The 19506-nt window shown below is 61.6% G+C and carries 16 protein-coding genes; 10 read left to right on the top strand and 6 right to left on the bottom strand.

From position 1 onward, the window contains the following. Positions 1-2: 2 nt before the first annotated feature. Together ACIPSK_RS18370 and ACIPSK_RS18365 are read right to left on the bottom strand one after the other, a co-directional pair. Positions 3-1151 carry a Gfo/Idh/MocA family protein gene (locus ACIPSK_RS18370; RefSeq protein ID WP_017966415.1) on the bottom strand — a complete coding sequence of 383 codons (1149 nt, stop codon included), beginning with the start codon at positions 1149-1151 and terminating at the stop codon, positions 3-5. Between the two features lie 131 nt (positions 1152-1282). Further along, positions 1283-1960 carry a TetR/AcrR family transcriptional regulator gene (locus ACIPSK_RS18365; protein WP_017966416.1) on the bottom strand — a complete coding sequence of 226 codons (678 nt, stop codon included), beginning with the start codon at positions 1958-1960 and terminating at the stop codon, positions 1283-1285. A gap of 198 nt (positions 1961-2158) precedes the next feature. Between ACIPSK_RS18365 and ACIPSK_RS18360 the strand changes: the two genes are divergently transcribed. The 7 genes from ACIPSK_RS18360 (at position 2159) to ACIPSK_RS18330 (ending at position 10994) form a co-directional block, all read left to right on the top strand. Beyond that, positions 2159-3445 (top strand): ABC transporter substrate-binding protein, encoded by a 1287-nt coding sequence (locus tag ACIPSK_RS18360; protein WP_162115614.1) that lies wholly within the window; start codon positions 2159-2161, stop codon positions 3443-3445. 6 nt (positions 3446-3451) lie between these two features. Continuing rightward, positions 3452-4411, top strand: a complete 960-nt coding sequence (locus tag ACIPSK_RS18355; protein WP_064250138.1) for a carbohydrate ABC transporter permease — start codon at positions 3452-3454, stop codon at positions 4409-4411. Next, positions 4404-5291 (top strand): carbohydrate ABC transporter permease, encoded by an 888-nt coding sequence (locus tag ACIPSK_RS18350; protein ID WP_407752966.1) that lies wholly within the window; start codon positions 4404-4406, stop codon positions 5289-5291. The genes ACIPSK_RS18355 and ACIPSK_RS18350 overlap by 8 nt, the downstream gene beginning before the upstream one ends. After that, positions 5291-6388: a Gfo/Idh/MocA family protein gene (locus ACIPSK_RS18345; protein ID WP_210254154.1), complete on the top strand. Its 1098-nt coding sequence runs from the start codon at positions 5291-5293 to the stop codon at positions 6386-6388. The genes ACIPSK_RS18350 and ACIPSK_RS18345 overlap by 1 nt, the downstream gene beginning before the upstream one ends. Before the next feature lie 31 nt (positions 6389-6419). Then, positions 6420-7496 carry an ABC transporter ATP-binding protein gene (locus tag ACIPSK_RS18340; RefSeq protein ID WP_162115612.1) on the top strand — a complete coding sequence of 359 codons (1077 nt, stop codon included), beginning with the start codon at positions 6420-6422 and terminating at the stop codon, positions 7494-7496. 171 nt (positions 7497-7667) lie between these two features. Beyond that, positions 7668-8543: a phosphotransferase gene (locus ACIPSK_RS18335; RefSeq protein ID WP_162115611.1), complete on the top strand. Its 876-nt coding sequence runs from the start codon at positions 7668-7670 to the stop codon at positions 8541-8543. Beyond that, a complete protein-coding gene (locus ACIPSK_RS18330; protein WP_162115610.1) occupies positions 8544-10994 on the top strand; it encodes a GcvT family protein in 2451 nt (816 codons plus the stop codon). Between the two features lie 334 nt (positions 10995-11328). Here ACIPSK_RS18330 and ACIPSK_RS18325 read toward each other — a convergent pair whose 3' ends face one another. Then, the gene (locus ACIPSK_RS18325; protein ID WP_162115609.1) at positions 11329-12786 is read right to left on the bottom strand and encodes a mannitol dehydrogenase family protein; all 1458 of its coding nucleotides are present in this window, start codon (positions 12784-12786) and stop codon (positions 11329-11331) included. Then, the gene (uxaC, locus tag ACIPSK_RS18320; RefSeq protein WP_162115608.1) at positions 12783-14198 is read right to left on the bottom strand and encodes a glucuronate isomerase; all 1416 of its coding nucleotides are present in this window, start codon (positions 14196-14198) and stop codon (positions 12783-12785) included. The genes ACIPSK_RS18325 and uxaC overlap by 4 nt, the downstream gene beginning before the upstream one ends. 180 nt (positions 14199-14378) lie before the next feature. Between uxaC and ACIPSK_RS18315 the strand changes: the two genes are divergently transcribed. Next, positions 14379-14588: a SlyX family protein gene (locus ACIPSK_RS18315; protein ID WP_162115607.1), complete on the top strand. Its 210-nt coding sequence runs from the start codon at positions 14379-14381 to the stop codon at positions 14586-14588. A gap of 57 nt (positions 14589-14645) precedes the next feature. Here the strand turns inward: ACIPSK_RS18315 and ACIPSK_RS18310 are convergent, their stop codons facing one another. Both ACIPSK_RS18310 and ACIPSK_RS18305 read right to left on the bottom strand, forming a co-directional pair. Next, a complete protein-coding gene (locus ACIPSK_RS18310) occupies positions 14646-16127 on the bottom strand; it encodes an NAD-dependent succinate-semialdehyde dehydrogenase (protein ID WP_162115606.1) in 1482 nt (493 codons plus the stop codon). Positions 16128-16184: 57 nt separating this feature from the next. After that, positions 16185-17465, bottom strand: a complete 1281-nt coding sequence (locus ACIPSK_RS18305) for a 4-aminobutyrate--2-oxoglutarate transaminase (RefSeq protein ID WP_162115605.1) — start codon at positions 17463-17465, stop codon at positions 16185-16187. A gap of 166 nt (positions 17466-17631) precedes the next feature. On the opposite strand from ACIPSK_RS18305, the gene ACIPSK_RS18300 reads away from it, so the two are divergent. Together ACIPSK_RS18300 and ACIPSK_RS18295 are read left to right on the top strand one after the other, a co-directional pair. Next, positions 17632-18441, top strand: coding sequence for a MerR family transcriptional regulator (locus tag ACIPSK_RS18300; RefSeq protein ID WP_162115604.1), 810 nt, complete (start codon positions 17632-17634; stop codon positions 18439-18441). A 253-nt stretch (positions 18442-18694) separates the two neighbouring features. Beyond that, positions 18695-19321: a ribonuclease D gene (locus ACIPSK_RS18295; RefSeq protein WP_017966430.1), complete on the top strand. Its 627-nt coding sequence runs from the start codon at positions 18695-18697 to the stop codon at positions 19319-19321. The last annotated feature ends 185 nt before the right edge of the window (positions 19322-19506 follow it).

The raw sequence follows: 19506 nt of genomic DNA, 5'->3' as shown, positions 1-19506 counted from the left end.
GCTCAGAACTCCAGTGCGGGAACATCGAGCCAGCGGCGCTCGGCCCAGGATTTCAAGCCGAGTTCGGCAAGCTGCACGCCCTTGGCACCAGCTTCCAGGCCATAGGGCCACGGCGCATCTTCGACGACATGGCGGATGAACATTTCCCACTGCGCCTTGAAGCCGTTGTCGAAGGCCTGTGTGTCGGGAACCTCGTCCCAGGTCTTGTAGAAGTCGATCGTTTGCGGCTGGTCTGGATTCCACACCGGCTTCGGCGTGTTGACGCGGTGCTGGCTCCAGCATTTCGTCAGGCCGGCGACGGCTGAACCATGTGTGCCGTCGACCTGGAATGTGACGAGGTCGTCGCGGCGGACGCGAACGGCCCAGGAGGAATTGATCTGCGCGATCGCACCGCCTTCGAGCTCGAAGGTCGCATAGGCCGCATCGTCCGTGTCGCACTCATAAGGCTTGCCCTGCTCGTCAATGCGGCGCGGAATATGCGTAGCGCCGAGGCAGGATACGGCTTTGACTTCGCCGAACAGATTATCGAGCACGTAGCGCCAGTGGCAGAGCATATCGAGGATGATGCCGCCGCCGTCGCCCTTGCGGTAGTTCCAGGAGGGGCGCTGGGCGGGCACGCCCCAATCGCCTTCGAAAACCCAGTAGCCGAATTCGCCGCGCACCGAGAGGATCTTGCCGAAAAAGCCGGAATCCTTGAGTAGGGCCAGCTTGCGCAGGCCGGGCAGGAAGAGTTTGTCCTGCACGACGCCGTGCTTGAGGCCGGAGCGGCGCGCCTTGCGAGCAAGGTCGAGCGCCACCTGCAGATCGTCGGAAATCGGCTTTTCGCAATAGACATGTTTGCCGGCATCGAGCGCCTTGGACAGCAGCTCGGCCCGCATCAGCGTCGTGCCGGCGTCGAAGAAGATCGTGTCGTCGGGATTGGTGAGAGCGGCATCGAGATCGGTCGACCAGCGCTTGATGCCATGCTTCTTCGCCAGCTCTTCCATCTTGGCGCCGTTGCGGCCGATAATGATCGGGTCGATCTCGAGTTTCTCGCCCGATTTCAGCATGATGCCGCCCTGGTCGCGGAAGGCGAGGATAGAACGCACCAGATGTTGATTGTAACCCATGCGGCCGGTGACGCCGTGCAAGATGATCCCCAAGCGTGCCATGTTTTCCTCCCAGCAGATTTTTGCGGCGGGAGCGGGCGTCCTGGCCCGACCCTCCCAAGCCGGTAACTAAACAGTTACTTGATGGCAGAAGAGCGACGTGGCTGTCAATAGTCAAATCCGATTTTAGAAATTCAGCGCTTGATCGAGGCGAGCGTGACGTGGACGATATGTCTTTCCCAGGCGTTGAGATGGGTCGGCTCGATCAGGTCGCGGCCGAAGATCGTCGACAGCGTGTATTGGTTGGAGAGGTAGAAATAACCGAGCGAGGCGATCGTCAGGTAGACATGCAGGGGATCGGCGGTCTCGATGAAGACGCCCTGCTTCTTTCCTTGCTTGAGCACGTCCGAAAGCTCGCCGATCAGATGCGAATGCAATTCCTTGAGCCGGACGGACTGGCGTAGCCAGCGGGCCCGATGCAGATTTTCCGTGCCGAGCAGGCTGAGGAATTCCGGATGCTGGAGAAAATAACGCCAGGTGAAGAGTGCCAATTCGCCGATGCCTTCCTCGGGGCTGCGGTCGCCGATATGCAGCGCGCGCTCTGCGGTGCGGATGCTGACATAGGCTTCCTCGAGCACTCTGAGGTAGAGCTGCTCCTTGTCGCCGAAATAATGATAGAGCATGCGCTTATTGGTGCCGGCGCGCTCGGCGATCGCATCGACGCGAGCTCCACCTATGCCGTTTTCGGCAAATTCCCGAGTTGCGGCATCAAGGATAGCAGCGCGTGTCCGTTCCGGATCGCGTTGGGTCGTCCGTTCTGCCGATGGGCGTCGAGACCTTTTCTTTCCCCCATTCTCCCCGCTGTCGTTCATCTCTCCACCTCCGTCTTCACATGTTGCGCTCATAAGCCTTCGGTGCGAAATTGTAAAAACCGAATTTGAAGGGCCTGCGAGCGACACCGCTTGACACGTGCGCCGCTTTGCCCGTAGCTTGTAACCAATTAGTTATTTATGCAAGGGTAACTAGGTTCGGAAGCGTGTGGAGGCGCTTCCCTTTAGAGGAGGAAAGAAATGACATTCCGTGTAAGCAGACGCAATTTCGTCGCGGGAGGCGCCACGCTTCTCTCACTCTCAGCGCTGGGAACCAGCGCTTTGGCACAGGAAAAGCGCCTGCGTCTCCTGTGGTGGGGTTCGCAGCCGCGCGCCGACCGAACCAACAAGGTATCGCAGCTTTATCAGACGAAAAATCCGGGCACGTCGATCACCGGCGAATTCCTCGGCTGGGGCGACTACTGGCCGCGCCTTGCGACCCAGGTCGCTGGCCGCAACGCGCCCGATGTCATCCAGATGGACTATCGCTATATTGTCCAGTATGCGCGGCGCGGCGCGCTCGCCCCACTCGAATCCTATATGCCGGCCGAGCTGAACCTCGACGATTTCGACAAGGCGCAGATCGAAGGCGGCAGCGTCGACGGCCATCTCTACGGCGTCAGCCTTGGGGCGAATTCGGCCGCCACGGTCCTGAACACCACCGCCTTCAAGGAAGCCGGCGTCGATCTGCCGACCCAGGCGACCACTTGGGAAGAATTCGCCCGCATGGGGACGGAGATCACCAAGGCAGGCAAACGCAAGGGCATGTTCGGCATGGCCGACGGCAGCGGCGGCGAACCGCTGTTCGAAAACTGGCTGCGTCAGCGCGGCAAGGCGCTTTATACCGCCGACGGCAAGATCGCCTTCGACGTGGACGATGCCTCCGAATGGTACGACATGTGGGCCAAGTTCCGTGCGGCGGGCGCCTGCGTTCCTGCCGATGTCCAGGCCCTCGACAAGAACGATATCGACACCAACACGGTTTCGCTCGGCAAGTCGGCCGCCGGTTTTGCCCATTCCAACCAATTCGTCGCCTATCAGGCAATGAACAAGGACAAGCTGGCGCTGACCAACTACATGCGCGTCAAGGCGGATTCGAAGGGCGGCCATTATCGCAAGCCTTCGATGTTCTTCTCGGTCTCCGCCCAGTCGAAAGCCGTGGACCTGGCCGTGGACTACGTCAATTTCTTCGTCAAGAACCCCGAGGCAGCGCTGCTTCTGGATGTCGAACGCGGCATTCCGGAATCGAAGGCCATGCGCGAAGTCGTGGCGGCGAAGCTTGATGAGAACGGCAAGGTTGCGCTGGCCTATGTCAGTGGCCTTGGCGATCTCGCCGGCAAATTGCCGCCGCCGCCGCCGGCCGGCGCCGGTGAAGGTGAGCTGATGTTACGCAACATCGCCGAACAGGTCGGCTTCGGACAGCTGTCTCCCTCAGACGGCGGCAAACAGCTTGTCGCTGAAATCACGCAGATTCTCGCACGAGGCTGATCCCGTATGAGCAATGCGATGCGCACGCCCGCAGGGGCCATAAATGTGGAAAGATATCAGGGGGCCGTGGCCGAAGGACGCTTCAGGCGTCTCTGGAATGCCAATGCTCCCGGTTATCTCTTCCTTCTTCCATGGCTCATCGGCTTTTTCGGGCTGACGCTCGGGCCGGCCCTGATTTCGCTCTACCTCTCCTTCACCGACTTCGACATGCTTCAGTCGCCGCGGTGGGTGGGAATGGCGAATTACGTGCGCATCGCCACGGCGGATCCGAAATTCTCGGCTGCCATGCATGTCACCCTGACCTATGTCGTCTTCTCGGTGCCGTTCAAGCTGACCTTCGCCTTGCTGGTCGCCATGGCCCTGAACCGAGGCCTGCGCGGGCTGTCGATCTATCGTGCCATCTTCTATCTGCCGTCACTGCTGGGCGGTAGCGTGGCGATCGCCGTGCTCTGGCGTCAGCTTTTCGCCAGCGATGGCCTGGTCAATGCCGCGCTCTCGCATTTCGGCATTGAAGGTCCGAGCTGGATCTCGCATCCGAGCTATTCGATCTATACGCTGGTGGCTCTGTCCGTCTGGCAGTTCGGCTCGCCGATGATTATTTTCCTGGCCGGCCTGCGCCAGATCCCGCAGGATATGTATGAGGCGGCAAGCCTCGACGGCGCCTCCAAGTTCCGGCAATTCTACAAGATCACCCTACCACTTCTGACCCCGGTGATCTTTTTCAATGCCGTCGTCCAGACGATTGATGCTTTCAAGGCCTTCACGCCGGCCTTCATCATATCAGGCGGCACCGGCGGTCCGATCAACTCGACGCTGTTCTACACGCTCTACCTCTATCAGGAAGCCTTCGGCAATTTCCGCATGGGCTATGCTTCTGCGCTCGCCTGGATCCTGGTGTTGATCATCGCGATCTTCACCGCCTTCTCCTTCCTGACCTCGCGTTATTGGGTGCACTACGATGACTGAGATGACCGCTTCCGTCACTGCGGCCAGGCCGCCATCCGACATCACCAAACGCAGCCTGCCGACGTCGCTCATCATCCACGCCCTGCTGATCGCCGCTTCACTTTTGATGCTCTATCCGCTGTTGTGGATGGTTTCGGCGTCGGTCAGGCCGGAGAACGAGATCTTCTCGTCGACCTCGCTCATCCCGTCGTCGATCGATTTCGCTTCCTATGCGCGCGGTTGGGTCGGCCTTGATGTCAGTTTCGGCCGGTTTTTCTGGAATTCGCTGGTCATCTCGCTGCTGGTGGTGACGGGCAATGTCATCGCCTGTTCGCTGACAGCCTTCGCCTTTGCGCGGCTGCGTTTTGTCGGCCGGAACTTCTGGTTCGCGATCATGCTCGGCACGCTGATGATCCCCTACCATGTGACGCTGATCCCGCAATATGTGCTTTTCCTCAACCTCGGCTGGGTGAACACAATCCTGCCGCTGGTTGTGCCGAAGTTCCTGGCTAGCGATGCCTTCTTCATCTTCCTCATGGTGCAGTTCTTCCGCGGTATCCCGCGCGAACTCGATGAGGCGGCGATGATGGATGGCTGCAGCGCTTGGCGCATCTACTGGAAGATCATGCTGCCGCTGTCGCTGCCGGTGCTGGCAACGGCAGCGATCTTCTCCTTTATCTGGACCTGGGACGATTTCTTCGGCCCGCTGATCTACCTGAACGACATGAACACCTATACGATCCAGCTCGGCCTGCGCACCTTCGTGGATTCCACCAGTGCATCGGATTGGGGCGGTTTGTTCGCCATGTCGACCCTGACGCTCGTGCCGGTGTTCTTCTTCTTCCTGTTCTTCCAGCGCCTGCTGATCGAGGGCATCGCCACGACGGGCATGAAGCGTTGATGCCGATAACGGGAAAGAGCGACATGAGCATCAGGACGGTTGCGATCGTCGGCTGCGGTATCGGCCGCTCCCACATCGTCGAAGGCTACTTGCCGCATTCCGACAAGTTCAAGGTCGTGGCGATCTGCGACCTGAACGAGCTGCGCATGGCGGCGGTTGGCGACGAGTTCGGCATCGAACGGCGCACCACTTCCTTTGCGGAGCTGTTGGCCGACGACACGATCGACATCATCGATATCTGCACCCCTCCCGGCACCCATCTGGAACAGGTGATCGCGGCCCTTGCCGCCGGTAAACATGTCGTCTGCGAAAAGCCGCTGACGGGCTCGCTTGCCGCTGTCGATGTCATCATGGAAGCGGAAAAGACCGCCAAAGGCGTGCTGATGCCGATCTTCCAATATCGTTACGGCGACGGTATCCAGAAGGCCAAACGGATCATCGACGCCGGTATTGCCGGCAAGCCCTATACCGCTTCGGTCGAAACCTTCTGGCTGCGCAAGCCGGAATATTACGCCGTGCCCTGGCGCGGCAAATGGGCGACGGAGCTCGGCGGCGTGCTCGTCACCCATGCGCTGCATCTGCACGACATGCTGATGCATCTGATGGGTCCGGCGGCAAGGGTCTTCGGCCGCGTCGCCACCCGCGTCAACGATATCGAGGTCGAGGATTGTGCCTCCGCCAGCCTGCTGATGGAAAGCGGCGCCTTTGTCTCACTGTCCTGCACGCTTGGTTCGCAGGAACAGATTAGCCGGCTGAGGCTGCACTTCGAGAATGTCACTTTCGAAAGCAGCCACGAGCCCTATACCCCCGGCAAGGACCCCTGGAAGATCATCGCTGCGAATGACGACGTGCAGGAGCAGATCGACAAGGTGGTTGGCGACTGGCAGCCGGTCGCGCCGCGTTTCACCACCCAGATGGGCCAGTTCCACGCTTTCCTCAGCGGCCATGCGCCGCTGCCGGTAACGAGCCGGGACGCCCGCCGCGCGCTGGAACTCGTCACCGCCATCTACCAGTCTTCCGATAGCGGCGCCGACGTGCCGCTGCCGGTCGGTCCCGACAGCCCGAAATACGCCGATTGGCGCGCAAAAACGAAGTAACCGACAAAATAAAAAGAGAGGGTTTGAGAAGATGGCAACCAGTGTCGTTCTTCAGAAGGTCGAGAAGCGCTACGGCTCGCTGGATGTGATCCATGGCATCGACCTGACGATCGATCCCGGCGAATTCGTCGTTTTCGTCGGCCCCTCGGGCTGCGGAAAATCGACCCTGCTGCGCATGATCGCCGGTCTCGAGGAGATCACCGGCGGCGGGCTGCTGCTCGACAACGAGCGCATGAACGAGGTGGCGCCTGCCAAGCGCGGCATCGCCATGGTTTTCCAGTCCTATGCGCTCTATCCCCATATGTCGGTCTACAAGAACCTCGCCTTCGGCCTGGAGACGGCAGGTTACAAGAAGGCCGATATCCAGCCGAAGGTGAAGCGCGCCGCCGAGATATTGCAGATCGAGAAGCTCTTGGAGCGCAAGCCGAAGGCACTCTCCGGCGGCCAGCGCCAGCGTGTCGCGATCGGCCGTGCCATCGTGCGCGAGCCGCGGATCTTCCTGTTCGACGAGCCGTTGTCGAATCTCGATGCCGAATTGCGCGTGCAGATGCGCGTCGAGATCTCCCGCCTGCACCGCAGCCTCGGCAATACGATGATCTATGTCACCCATGACCAGGTCGAAGCCATGACGATGGCGGACAAGATCGTGGTGTTGAATTCCGGCCGTATCGAGCAGGTCGGCGCGCCGCTTGATCTCTACAACAACCCGGCCAACCGCTTCGTCGCCGGTTTCATCGGCAGCCCGAAGATGAATTTTTTGAAGGGCCGCATCGAGCAGGTCGGCGAGGCCGAAACCAGCATCCATGTCTGCGGCAATTCCGTCCGCCTGCCGCGCCGCCTGAAAGGCGGGGCGGGAGAGGACGTCACCTTCGGCATCCGTCCCGAGCATCTTTCCCTGGCCGAAGGCGCAATCACGCTCTCGACCATCAACGTCGATCTCGTCGAAAATCTCGGCGGCGCCACCATGCTCTACACCACGACGCCGGATAACCAGCTCCTGACCGTTGCGCTTGACGGCCAGCAGAAGGTCGAGCGCGGCGCCAATGTGAAGGCTTCCTTCGATCCGGCCCGCTGCCACGTGTTCGACGCGGCTGGCAAGACGATCTGACCCCACTCATAATTCCTTAAATCGGGATCGATTTAAGGATAAATTATGTAGTAATTCAAAGGTGTTAGGGCGCCTTTTGCATGTCTGAAAAGACGCGCGGCGCTGTAGCGGCCGCTTGACATCAGATCCTCCTCTGCCCCATCATTTCGGAAAGGGCTGAAGGGGATGAGCATGACGCCTGAAGATAGGATTCATGCGCTTGGCATCTGGCAGGGCCCGATCGCAATCTCGCCGATAGCAGGCGGCATCACCAACAGAAACTATCTGGTCAGCGATGCCGTCGCGCGTTGCGTGGTCAGGCTCGGCACCGATATTCCGATCCATCACATCAGCCGTCAGAACGAGGTTGCCGCAAGCCGTGCCGCCCATGCCGCCGGCATATCGCCTGCCGTCATCCACCATTCGCCGGGCGTGCTGGTGCTCGAATATATCGAGGCGCGGGCGCTTTCGCCGGAGGATATCAGGACGCCTGATATGCTCGCCCGGGTCTTGCCCCTGGTGCGCGCCTGCCATCGCGACATCGCCCGGCATTTCCGTGGCCAGGCGATGATCTTCTGGGTCTTTCACGTTATCCGCGATTACGCCGCCAATCTGAAGGCGTCGCAGAGCAGCTACCTTCCTCTGCTGCCGGGGCTCCTCGGCAGAGCTGAGACGCTGGAAGAAGCGGCAGGGCCTTTCGAGATCGCCTTCGGCCACAACGACCTGCTGGCCGCCAACTTTCTCGATGACGGCAAGCGGCTGTGGCTGATCGACTGGGACTATGCCGGTTTCAACACGCCGCTTTTCGATCTTGGCGGATTGGCCTCCAACAACGAGCTCCCGGAAGCGGTCGAGCGCACGATGCTGGAGACCTATTTCGACCGGCCGCTGACCGATGATCTCAGCAGGCGATATGCCGCAATGAAATGCGCCTCGCTGCTGCGCGAGACGCTCTGGAGCATGATTTCGGAAATTCATTCCAGCATCGATTTCGATTATGCCGGCTACACAGCCGAAAATCTGGCGCGCTTCGAGCGCGCCTATCAAGCCTTTGAACAGGACCAATAAATGACGAAGGAATTACCGAAGACGGCGAAAGCCGTGGTCATCGGCGGCGGCATTATCGGCTGCTCGACAGCCTATCATCTCGGCAAACTTGGCTGGACCGATACCGTGCTGCTGGAGCGCAAGAAGCTTACCTCGGGCACCACCTTCCACGCCGCCGGCCTTGTCGGCCAGCTGCGCACCAGCGCCAATATCACCCAGCTTCTCGGCTATTCCGTCGATCTCTACAAGCGGCTGGAGGCGGAAACGGGTCTCGGCACCGGCTGGAAGATGAATGGCGGCCTGCGCCTTGCCTGCAACGAGGAACGCTGGACCGAGGTCAGGCGCCAGGCGACCACCGCCCAGTCCTTCGGCCTCGAAATGCAGTTGCTGACCCCGCAGGAAGCCTTCGATCTCTGGCCGCTGATGATTGTGGACGATCTCGTCGGCGCTGCTTTCCTGCCGACCGACGGTCAGGCCAATCCTTCCGACATCACCCAGGCGCTGGCAAGGGGCGCCCGCATGTCGGGCGTTTCGATCTTCGAGGATATCGAAGTCCTCGACCTCGAAATCGAAAAGGGGAGGATTCGTGCCGTCATCACGGCGCAAGGGCGCATCGAATGCGAGCGCGTCGTCGTTTGTGCCGGCCAATGGACGCGCGCCTTCGCGGCCCGCTTCGGCGTCAACGTGCCGCTGGTCTCCGTCGAGCATCAATACATCATCACCGAATCCTTCGGCGTGCCATCCAACCTGCCGACCCTGCGCGATCCCGATCGCCTGACCTATTACAAGGAGGAGGTCGGCGGCATCGTCATGGGCGGCTACGAGCCGAACCCCATTCCCTGGGCGGCAAACGGCATCCCCGAAGGTTTCCATTACACGCTGCTCGACAGCAATTTCGACCATTTCGAGCAGATCATGGAACAGGCGCTCGGCCGCGTTCCGGCGCTGGAGAATGTCGGCGTCAAGCAGCTGCTGAACGGCCCGGAAAGCTTCACGCCGGATGGCAACTTCATTCTCGGCGAAGCGCCGGAGCTGAAGAATTTCTTCGTCGGCGCCGGTTTCAACGCTTTCGGCATCGCTTCGGCCGGCGGCGCCGGCATGGCGCTTGCCGAATGGGTGACGAAGGGCGAACCGCCCTATGATCTCTGGCCAGTCGATATTCGCCGTTTCGGCCGTCCGCATTTCGATACCGACTGGGTGCGGACACGCACGCTCGAAGCCTACGGCAAACATTACACCATGGCCTGGCCGTTCGAGGAACATTCGAGCGGCCGCCCCTGCCGCAAATCGCCGCTCTATGACCGGCTGAAGGCGCAGGGTGCCTGTTTCGGCGAAAAGCTCGGCTGGGAGCGGCCGAACTGGTTTGCCGATCTCTTCGCCAACGAGGAGCCGAAGGATATCTACAGCTATGCCAGGCAGAACTGGTTCGACGCCGTCGGCCGCGAGCACAAGGCGGTGCGCGAAGCGGCCGTCATCTTCGACCAGACCTCCTTTGCCAAATTCGTGCTGAAGGGCAGGGATGCCGAGGCGGCCTTGTCCTGGATCGCTTCCAACGATGTCGCAAGGCCTGTGGGATCGCTTGTCTACACGCAGATGCTGAACGACAAGGGCGGCATCGAGTGCGACGTGACGGTCGCCCGCATCGCCGAGAATGAATATTACATCGTCACCGGTACCGGTTTCGCCACCCATGACTTCAATTGGATCGCCCGCAATATCCCGGCGGAGATGCATGCCGAGCTGGTCGACGTCACATCCGCCTATTCCGTGCTGTCGCTGATGGGACCGAATTCCCGCGCCGTGCTGGAAAAGGTGACGGGCAGCGACGTCTCGAATGCGGCCTTCCCCTTCGGCAAGGTCAGGACCATCGGTATTGCAGGCTGCCCCGTGCGGGCGCTGCGCATCACCTATGTCGGCGAGCTTGGCTACGAACTCCATATTCCCATTGAATATGCGACTACGGTCTATGACGTGCTGATGGCCGCTGGCGGCGAACTCGGCCTCGTCAATGCCGGTTACCGCGCCATTGAGAGCTGCCGCCTGGAAAAGGGCTATCGTGCCTGGGGGTCGGATATCGGTCCCGACCATACGCCTGTTGAAGCCGGTCTCGGCTGGGCGGTGAAGATGCGGAAGAATATTCCGTTCCGCGGCCGTGAGGCGGTCGAACGGCAGCTTGCGGGCGGCGTGAAGAAGCGCCTCGCCTGCTTCATTCCGGAGGATGCGGATGCCGTGCTGCTCGGCCGTGAAACGATCTATCGCGACGGCAAGCGTGTCGGCTGGCTGTCGAGCGGCGGCTTCGGCTATACGCTGGGTAAGCCGATCGGCTACGGCTACGTCCGCAACCCCGATGGCGTCACCGAGGATTTCGTCCTCTCCGGCGCCTATGAGCTCGATGTCGCGCGGGAACGCATCCCCTGCAAGGTATCGCTGTCGCCGCTCTACGATCCGGATATGGCGCGGGTGAAAGCCTGAGCATGCGATTTGGTTTTGCCGAACCTCAGCGTCAAAGCGGGACGGCCGCGGCTTGGCTCCCTCTTCTCCCCAGTGAGGAGAAGGTGGCCCGAAGGGTCGGATGAGGGGGCCACACGGAACGCCATTCATTGCCCTTCGCTTGCCCTTCGCTTGCGCTCGGCGCATTCGCGGCTCTGCCGCTCACCCCCTCAACCGCCTGCCGGCACCTTCTCCCCGCGGGGGAGAAGAGACGTGTAAGACGCGCCTTGCAATCTCTCCTTAGTCAGAGCAAAGCGTGCCCGAGGAAGAGGACAGGATGAGGAAGAGATAGAGCCTGCGCCAGAGACTCCAAGCCTCAAAACAGCGGCAGCCGGTCGTCCTGGATCAGGATCTCCAGCTTGTCTGACACATCCTGCGTCCACGCCCGATTTCCTGTCAAAGCTGCCGGGAAGAGTCCCGGAAGTGTGAAAAGAGCCGCCGAAATCGCCAGGCCGGTGCGCGGGACATCGGCGATGAGGGCGGCGATTTCGCCAGCACGGGGATCGCGCAGTTCATAGCGCTCGCCATTGCCGTGCTCGCCGATCGCATAGCGCATCCATGCGGCAACGGCGATCGCATAGGTCTCCGCCTTGTCGCCATGCGCCAGTGCCTCGGTTGCCGGTTCCAGCAGCCGCTGCGGCAGTTTCTGCGTGCCGTCCATGGCGATCTGGTAGGTGCGATGGGCGATCGCCTTGTTTGCAAAGCGCGCTATCAAATCGCTGGCATAGTCATCGAGGTCGATGCCGGGAACCGCATCGAGTGTTCTCGCGGCCGCATGCATGTGGCGGTAGGCAAGTGCTGCCAGGGCTGCATCGTCCATCACGTCGCGGATGAATTCATAGCCGCCGATATAACCGAGATAGGCGAGCAGCGAATGGGCGCCGTTCAGCATCCTCAGCTTCATCTTTTCGTAGGCCGAGACTTCCTCGACCATCAGCGCGCCGCGCACCTTTTCCCAGGCCGGCCGGCCATTGGCGAAATGATCTTCGATGACCCACTGCGTAAAAGGCTCTGTCTCGACCGCCGCCATGTCGGTGCGGCCCGTCAGCCGCTCGGCATCGGCATAGGTCGCTTCGGTACTTGCCGGCGTGATGCGGTCGACCATCGTCGAAGGGAAGGGCACATTCGCTTCGATCCAGCGATGCAGGTCGGGATCGATGCGCGAGGTGAATTCAAGCACGAGGCGTTTCAGAACCGCGCCGTTGCTCGGCAGGTTGTCGCAGCTGAGCGGCGTAAAGGGTGCGATCCCCTTCTGCCGGCGGCGCGCAAGGCCTTCGACGAGGTAGCCGATGACGCCGCGCGGCGCATGCCGGCTGGCGAGATCGGCAACGATATCGGGGTGCTTCAGGTCGAGGCCGCCGGTTGCCGGATCGAAACCATAGGCCTTCTCCGTCACCGTCATGCTGACGATGCGGATAGCGGGATCTTCGAGCCGCGCCAGCAGACCGGCCGGATCGCGCGGCGCCACATGCGCCTTCAGGATCGAACCGATCACCTCAGCCGTCGTGCCCGAGCTGTCGCGGATCAGCGTCGTATAAAGCCCGTTCTGAGCACTCAGATTGTCGGCGACATCGGGCGTTCGCAGGCTTGCTACCTCGATGCCCCAGTCGCCGCCTGCGGCTGCGAGCGCACCATCGGTAAACGGCGCGAAATGCGCGCGGAAAAAGGCGCCCGGCCCAAGATGCAGGATGCCGCTTTTCAGCTGGTCGCGGTCATAGGCGGGAAGCTTCGCCGTCGGGGCGAGGCCGGAAAGGGTCCTTAGTCGTTCGGTCACAGCTTGTAGGCCTTATTTGCATTGCCATAGGAGAGCTCGCCTGCGACGATCTCGGCTTCCCGCTTGGAAATCCGGTATTCGGCGGCAAGCTGGGCGAGGAAGCGGCAGACTTCGCGGCGCCAGACGTCATGCCGGGCCGGGATCGAAAGCAGCGCGCGGGTATCGTCGTTGAAACCCGCCATATTGGCAAAACCTGCCGTTTCCGCAACCTGGTCGAGATAGCGCCGGATGCCGTTCGGGCTGTCGTAGAACCACCATGGCGGGCCGATCATCAGGCAGGGCCAGTGGCCAGCCATCGGCGCCAGCTCGCGTGCATAGGTCGTCTCGTCGAGCGTGAAGAGCAGCACACGCAAACCCGGTGCGTGGCCATATTTTGATAGCAGCGCATTCAGGCCGCCGACCCAGTCCGTGCGTGTCGGGATATCGGCGCCCATATTGGGGCCTCGGGTCGAGAAAAGACCGAGGTCGGTATTGCGTCTGGAGCCGGCATGGATCTGCATCACCATGCCGTCCTCGGCCGAAAGCCCGGCCATCTCGGTCATCATCTGGCCGCGGAAGAGCTCGGCCTCTTCAGGCGAAAGCGGACCCTTCAGCGCCTTGTCGAGCAGCGCCTGTTTTTCCGCAGGCGGCAGGTCGGCGGTGAAGGCGGTGGGCACGCCATGATCGGTCGCGGTGGCGCCGAACTGGCGGAAATAGGCGCGCCGGCGCCGATGCGCCTCGATCAGACCGTCCCAGCGCGTTATCTCAGTGCCGGTGATCTCTCCAAGCTTGACGAGATTGTCGCGGAAGCCGACGGCATCGGGATCGGTGACATTGTCCGGCCTGTAGGTGGTGCGCACCTTGCCAATCCAGCCGTCGGCCGCCAACTTCTGGTGATGCGCCAGCGGGTCGAGCGCGCCATCCGTCGTCGCGATCGTTTCGATGCCGAATCGCTGATGCAGCGCCCGTGGGCGGAATTCGGGAAGCGCAAGCTGGGCATTGATATGGTCGTAGAGCGAATCGGCATTATCAGCCGTCAGCGGCTCGGTGCAGCCGAGCACGGCCGACATGGCGTGGTCGACCCAAAGGCTCGAAGGCGTTCCGCGGAAAAGATGATAATGTGCGGCAAAGGTCCGCCAGATCGCCCGTCCCTCAGCCACCGGTTTGCCGTCGAGCCGCGGCACGCCGAGCTCGTCCAAAGTGACGCCGACGCTGTGCAGCATCCGGAAGAGATAGTGATCGGGAATGACTAGCAGCGAAGCCGCGTCTTCGAAGGGCTTGTCGTCGGCAAACCAGGAGGGTTCGGTATGCCCGTGCGGGCTGACGATCGGAAGATTGCGCACCGTCTCGTAGAGGTCTCGCGCGATGGTCCGTGTTGCCGGATCAGCCGGAAAAAGCCGGTCCGGATGAAGAAAGCCGTTTCCTGCATCCATCAGTATTCCTCCCTGATGGATAACGGCCTACCCCACAACATCAGGCGCGGCAAGGTCTTTTAGTAACCAAACGGTACAGTTTTGCGCATGGCCGCGCCGGCCATGGAAAGCATTGACGAGGCGACCTATTTCCGCTTTGGGAGAACCATCTGTTCTGCCGGTTTCGGCAAAGGAGGATCGATGTCCGACGAGACGGCCCACATCACCCGGCTGGAAGAAATGCTGGCCCACCAGGCAAAGACGATCGAAGAGCTTTCCGATCAGCTCGCCGAGCAATGGAAGACCGTCGAGCAGATGCGCACCAAGCTCGACCGGCTGACCGAACGCTTCCTGTCGCTGGAGGAGCAGTCGCTGGAGGCACCTGGCATCACCCGCCCGCCGCACTATTGACGGCACGCAGCGCAATGCCGCGTGCCGTTGGGGTGTCTTGCGCCGTGAGACGGTGGATCAGACGCCGCCGATGCAGAGATATTTCATTTCCAGATAGTCGTCGGCGCCGTGGCGCGAGCCTTCGCGGCCGAGGCCGGATTGCTTGATGCCGCCGAAGGGTGCCGTCTCGGACGACATGATGCCGGTATTGATGCCGATCATCCCGTATTCCAGCGCTTCCGCCACCCGCCAGACCTTCTTCAGGTCGCCGGCATAGAAATAGGCGGCGAGGCCGAATTCCGTATCATTGGCTTGGGCGATGACATCCTCGACGGTCTCGAAGCGAAAGAGCGGCGCCACCGGCCCGAAGGTCTCCTCGCGCGCCACCTTCATGCCGCGGGCAACGCCTGTCAGCACCGTCGGCGTGAAGAAGGTGCCGGCGCCGTCGATGCGCTTGCCGCCGGTCAGTACCTTGGCGCCCTTGGCAAGCGCGTCGCTGACATGGTCCTCCACCTTGGCAAGGCCTTGCTCGTCGATCAGCGGCCCGATCACGACACCCGGCTTGAAGCCGTCGCCGACCGACATCTCGGCGACCTTGGCGGCAAGCTTGGCGGCGAAGGCGTCATAGACGTTCGACTGGACGTAGAGGCGGTTGGCACAGACGCAGGTCTGGCCGGCATTGCGGTATTTGGAGGCGATCGCGCCTTCGACGGCAGCGTCGAGATCGGCATCGTCGAAGACGATGAAGGGCGCGTTGCCGCCGAGCTCCAGGCTCACCTTCTTGATCTGGTCGGCGCACTGCCGCATCAGGATGCGGCCGACCTCCGTCGAGCCGGTGAAGCTGATTTTGCGCACCTTTTCGTTGCCGCAGAGCTCGCGGCCAATCGCCGGGCCATCCACGCCGACGATGACGTTGAAGACGCCGGCCGGAATGCCGGCCTGCTCGGCGAGTACGGCAAGCGCGATCGCCGTCAGCGGCGTCTGTTCGGCGGGCTTCGACACCACGGTGCAGCCGACGGCAAGCGCCGGGGCGATCTTGCGGGTGATCATCGCCGCCGGGAAATTCCACGGCGTGATCGTGCCGACGACGCCGACCGGCTGTCGGATGACGATCATCCGTTTATCGTCGGAAGGCGCGGGGATCGTCTCGCCATAGATGCGTTTGGCCTCCTCGGCATACCATTCGATATAGGCGGCGGCATAAAGGATCTCGCCGCGCGCTTCCGGGAACGGCTTGCCCATTTCGGCGGTCAGGATCGCCGCGAGTTCGTCGGCATTGGCGACCATCAGGTCGAACCATTTGCGCAGGATCGCGCTGCGATCCTTGGCCGGACGGGCCGCCCAGGCCGGCTGGGCAGCATGCGCCGCATCGATCGCCGCCCGCGTCTCGGCCGCACCCATATCGGGAAGCGATGCCAGCAACTCGCCCGTTGCTGGATTGAGAACGTCGAAGGTCTTGGAGGCATTGCCCGACGTCCAGACGCCGTTGATAAAGCCGGCATCACGCAGGAAGGGCGAAGAGAAGGGAACGTGTTTGGTTAGTGCCGTTGTGAAAGCCATGTCATGTCTCCTTTGGAGCGGCTGCCAGTTGCCGGCGGCCGTTGAAATCCGATGCCGTCACTTGGCCGCAGCCACTTCCAGCATCGACGCTTCGAGAATATCGAGCGCTTCGCCGAGGACCTCGTCCTGGATGGTGATCGGCGCGAGGAAGCGGATGACGTTTCCGTGGACGCCGCAGGTGAGCAGGATCAGGCCCTTGTCGAGCGCGATCAGACGCACCCGGTTGGCGAATTCCGCGCTCGGCAGTCCCGTCGTCCGGTCGTTGAATTCGACGGCATTCATGAAGCCCGGCCCGCGGATATCGACGATCTCCGGCACCGTCTCGCGCAACGATTCCAGCCGCTGCTTCAGTCGCCCGCCGAGCTGGTTGGCGCGGTTGCAGAGATCCTCGTCGACAATGACGTCGAGCACGGCATGGGCAGCGGCGATCCCGAGTGGATTGCCGCCATAGGTACCGCCGAGCCCGCCCGGTCCCGGCGCATCCATGATTTCGGCGCGGCCGGTGACGGCGGCGAGCGGAAAGCCGCCGGCCAGGCTCTTTGCCATCGTCGTCAGGTCGGGCGCCACCTCGTGATGGTCCATTGCGAACATCCTGCCGGTGCGGGCGAAACCGGTCTGCACCTCGTCGGCGATCAGCAGGATGCCGTGCTGGTCGCAGAGTTCGCGCAGCGCCTTCATGAAGGCGGCAGGTGCGGCGTAGAACCCGCCTTCGCCCTGCACCGGTTCGATGATGATGGCGGCGACGCGCTGCGGATCGACATCGGCGGCGAAGAGTTTCTTTAGTGCCGCCAGCGACTGGTCGGCGGTGACGCCGTGCAGCTCGACCGGGAAAGGAATATGAAACACGTCGCCGGGCATCGCGCCGAAGCCGACCTTATAGGGCACGACCTTGCCGGTCAGCGCCATGCCCATGAAGGTGCGGCCATGGAAGCCGCCGCCAAAGGCGATGACGGCCGAGCGGCCGGTCGCGGCACGCGCGATCTTGACGGCGTTCTCAACCGCTTCGGCGCCCGTGGTGACGAAGATCGTCTTCTTCTCGAAATCTCCAGGCAGCAGCGCGTTCAGCCGCTCGGCAAGGTGTACGTAGCTTTCGTAAGGCACCACCTGATGGCAGGTATGGGTGAAGCGGTCGAGCTGATCCTTGACCGCCGCGATGACCCGGGGATGGCGGTGGCCGGTATTGAGAACGGCGATGCCGGCGGCGAAATCGATGTAACGGCGGCCTTCCTTGTCCCAGATCTCGGCATTCTCTGCACGATCCGCATAGATCTGGGTCGTCATGCCGACGCCGCGTGAAATAGCGGCGTTCTTCCGGTCCGTAAGGTTTGTCGTGTTCATCGATGGCTCCTCCGCTGAAAAGTTTGAAAACTATCTTGCATATCTTCTGCAAGGTGAATACAAAACACCTACATTTTTCCTGCAAGAAAACAAGCGGCATTTTTTGCTTCAAACATCACGTTTTTTGATGAAAGCTCTGGGCGATTGGAATCAGGGATATTGGCGGATGAACGATAACGGGCCTGTGCGCTACAAGGTGGCGGAAGCCGCGCGGCTGGCGGGCGTTTCGGCCTCGACGCTGCGCCTCTGGGAAAGCCAGGGTCTGGTGGTTCCCGGCCGTTCGCAAACCGGTCATCGGCAATACACCGCCGACGATGTGGCGCGATTGAAGCGCATCTCCTGGTATCGTGTCGAGCGTGGCCTCAATCCCGCGGCAATTCGCGAGGCGCTGGAGAGCGAGGAGCCTTCCGCTGATGGCGCCGAGGCAAGCCAGGATGACGGCCTCGGCCGCAAACTGCGCAGCCTGCGCCATGCGAGCGGCAAGACGCTCGATCAGGTGGCCGGCGACATCGGCGTCAGCTCTTCGACGCTCTCGACGCTGGAACGCACCTCGCAGGGCGTCAGTTTCAAGACGCTGCACGATCTCGCCGAATATTACGGCACCACCGTCTCCCGCCTCTCCGGTGAAGAAAGCGGGGACGTGCCGGCGCTGGTGCGCGCCGGCGAATGGCGCAAGTGGCCCGAAACAACCCCGGGTGTCGCGGTGCAGCTCCTTGCCGAAGGTCGCAGGATGATGGACTGCCACCGTTTCGTGCTGGCGCCGGGGGCTGCCAGCGAAGGCGCCTATCGCCACGAGGGCGAGGAATTCATGCATGTTCTGTCCGGCCGGCTCGAACTGGTGCTCGACAGCGATCAGTTCTTCGATCTCGGGCCTGGCGATTCACTTTATTTCGAAAGCCGCCGCGACCATTCCTGGCGCAACCGCCACGATGGCGAAACCGTGCTTCTCTGGATCAACACGCCGCCGACATTCTGAACGGCTAACACGATGCGGGGACTATATGAGGTAGAGCGTCCTTTGTGCGTCCAGGAGGACGCACGGCGCTCCAGCGGCTGGAAAGCGGTTTCACACTCTGCGCCTTTGCGCTATAGCGCTGCTGCATAAATTCTTAAATCGGAATCGATTTCAGGATAAAATTAAGCAGCCATTCAAAGTGCTACAGCGTCCTTTGCGCGTCATAAGAGACGTGCGGCGCTGTAGGGGATGCATTCGAACGAAAGACAATCTCATGGCAGCGACCATACGTTATCACGAAGGCGATATTTCCGCGGCCGATGCCGCCCGCTACACCGGCGCGATTGCGATCGACACCGAAACGCTCGGCCTTGTGCCCCGGCGCGATCGGCTCTGCGTCGTCCAGCTTTCGCCGGGTGACGGCACCGCCGATATCATCCGCATCGCCGCCGGTCAGAAAGAGGCGCCCAATCTCGTCGCCCTGCTCGAAGACCCCACCCATCAGAAGATCTTTCATTACGGCCGCTTCGATATTGCCGTGCTCTTCCATACCTTCGGTGTCACGACGACCCGGGTTTTCTGCACCAAGATCGCCTCGCGCCTGATCCGGACCTATACGGATCGCCACGGCCTCAAGGACAATCTCAAGGAGATGCTCGACGTCGATGTCTCCAAGGCCCAGCAATCTTCCGATTGGGCGGCCGAGACGCTGTCCCCGGCCCAGCTCGAATATGCCGCCTCCGATGTGCTTTATCTGCATGCATTGCGCGATAAGTTGACGGAACGCCTGATCCGCGATGGCCGCTACGATCATGCGACGGCCTGCTTCGAATTCCTGCCGACCCGCGCCAAGCTCGACCTGCTCGGCTGGGAAGATGCCGATATCTTCGCCCATAGCTGAGCGAATTGCCTTCATTCTGCGTTTGCGAATGGCCGTACGGCAGGCTTGCCGGCGGCCGTTAGCGATTCGTTAACGCCTGTTCATTAATATTCCTCTTAATTTTTATGCATTTCGATGACGCCGGAACTGCGTCATGCGGACAGGAGGATCTGCTGGGATGCAAGGGGACCGGATGAGCGCGGTCC

Source organism: Rhizobium sp. LARHSG275 (genome assembly GCF_052871115.1).
The sequence above is the reverse complement of the archived record's forward strand: the minus strand, read 5'-3'. Positions and strand labels throughout refer to the sequence as shown.

What these genes read in the sequence shown, in the direction of transcription:
- ACIPSK_RS18370 (WP_017966415.1), bottom strand. Translation starts at nt 1,151, where the DNA reads ATGGCACGCTTGGGGATCATCTTGCACGGCGTCACCGGCCGCATGGGT.
- ACIPSK_RS18365 (WP_017966416.1), bottom strand. Translation starts at nt 1,960, where the DNA reads ATGAACGACAGCGGGGAGAATGGGGGAAAGAAAAGGTCTCGACGCCCA.
- ACIPSK_RS18360 (WP_162115614.1), top strand. Translation starts at nt 2,159, where the DNA reads ATGACATTCCGTGTAAGCAGACGCAATTTCGTCGCGGGAGGCGCCACG.
- ACIPSK_RS18355 (WP_064250138.1), top strand. Translation starts at nt 3,452, where the DNA reads ATGAGCAATGCGATGCGCACGCCCGCAGGGGCCATAAATGTGGAAAGA.
- ACIPSK_RS18350 (WP_407752966.1), top strand. Translation starts at nt 4,404, where the DNA reads ATGACTGAGATGACCGCTTCCGTCACTGCGGCCAGGCCGCCATCCGAC.
- ACIPSK_RS18345 (WP_210254154.1), top strand. Translation starts at nt 5,291, where the DNA reads ATGCCGATAACGGGAAAGAGCGACATGAGCATCAGGACGGTTGCGATC.
- ACIPSK_RS18340 (WP_162115612.1), top strand. Translation starts at nt 6,420, where the DNA reads ATGGCAACCAGTGTCGTTCTTCAGAAGGTCGAGAAGCGCTACGGCTCG.
- ACIPSK_RS18335 (WP_162115611.1), top strand. Translation starts at nt 7,668, where the DNA reads ATGACGCCTGAAGATAGGATTCATGCGCTTGGCATCTGGCAGGGCCCG.
- ACIPSK_RS18330 (WP_162115610.1), top strand. Translation starts at nt 8,544, where the DNA reads ATGACGAAGGAATTACCGAAGACGGCGAAAGCCGTGGTCATCGGCGGC.
- uxaC (WP_162115608.1), bottom strand. Translation starts at nt 14,198, where the DNA reads ATGGATGCAGGAAACGGCTTTCTTCATCCGGACCGGCTTTTTCCGGCT.
- ACIPSK_RS18315 (WP_162115607.1), top strand. Translation starts at nt 14,379, where the DNA reads ATGTCCGACGAGACGGCCCACATCACCCGGCTGGAAGAAATGCTGGCC.
- ACIPSK_RS18310 (WP_162115606.1), bottom strand. Translation starts at nt 16,127, where the DNA reads ATGGCTTTCACAACGGCACTAACCAAACACGTTCCCTTCTCTTCGCCC.
- ACIPSK_RS18305 (WP_162115605.1), bottom strand. Translation starts at nt 17,465, where the DNA reads ATGAACACGACAAACCTTACGGACCGGAAGAACGCCGCTATTTCACGC.
- ACIPSK_RS18300 (WP_162115604.1), top strand. Translation starts at nt 17,632, where the DNA reads ATGAACGATAACGGGCCTGTGCGCTACAAGGTGGCGGAAGCCGCGCGG.
- ACIPSK_RS18295 (WP_017966430.1), top strand. Translation starts at nt 18,695, where the DNA reads ATGGCAGCGACCATACGTTATCACGAAGGCGATATTTCCGCGGCCGAT.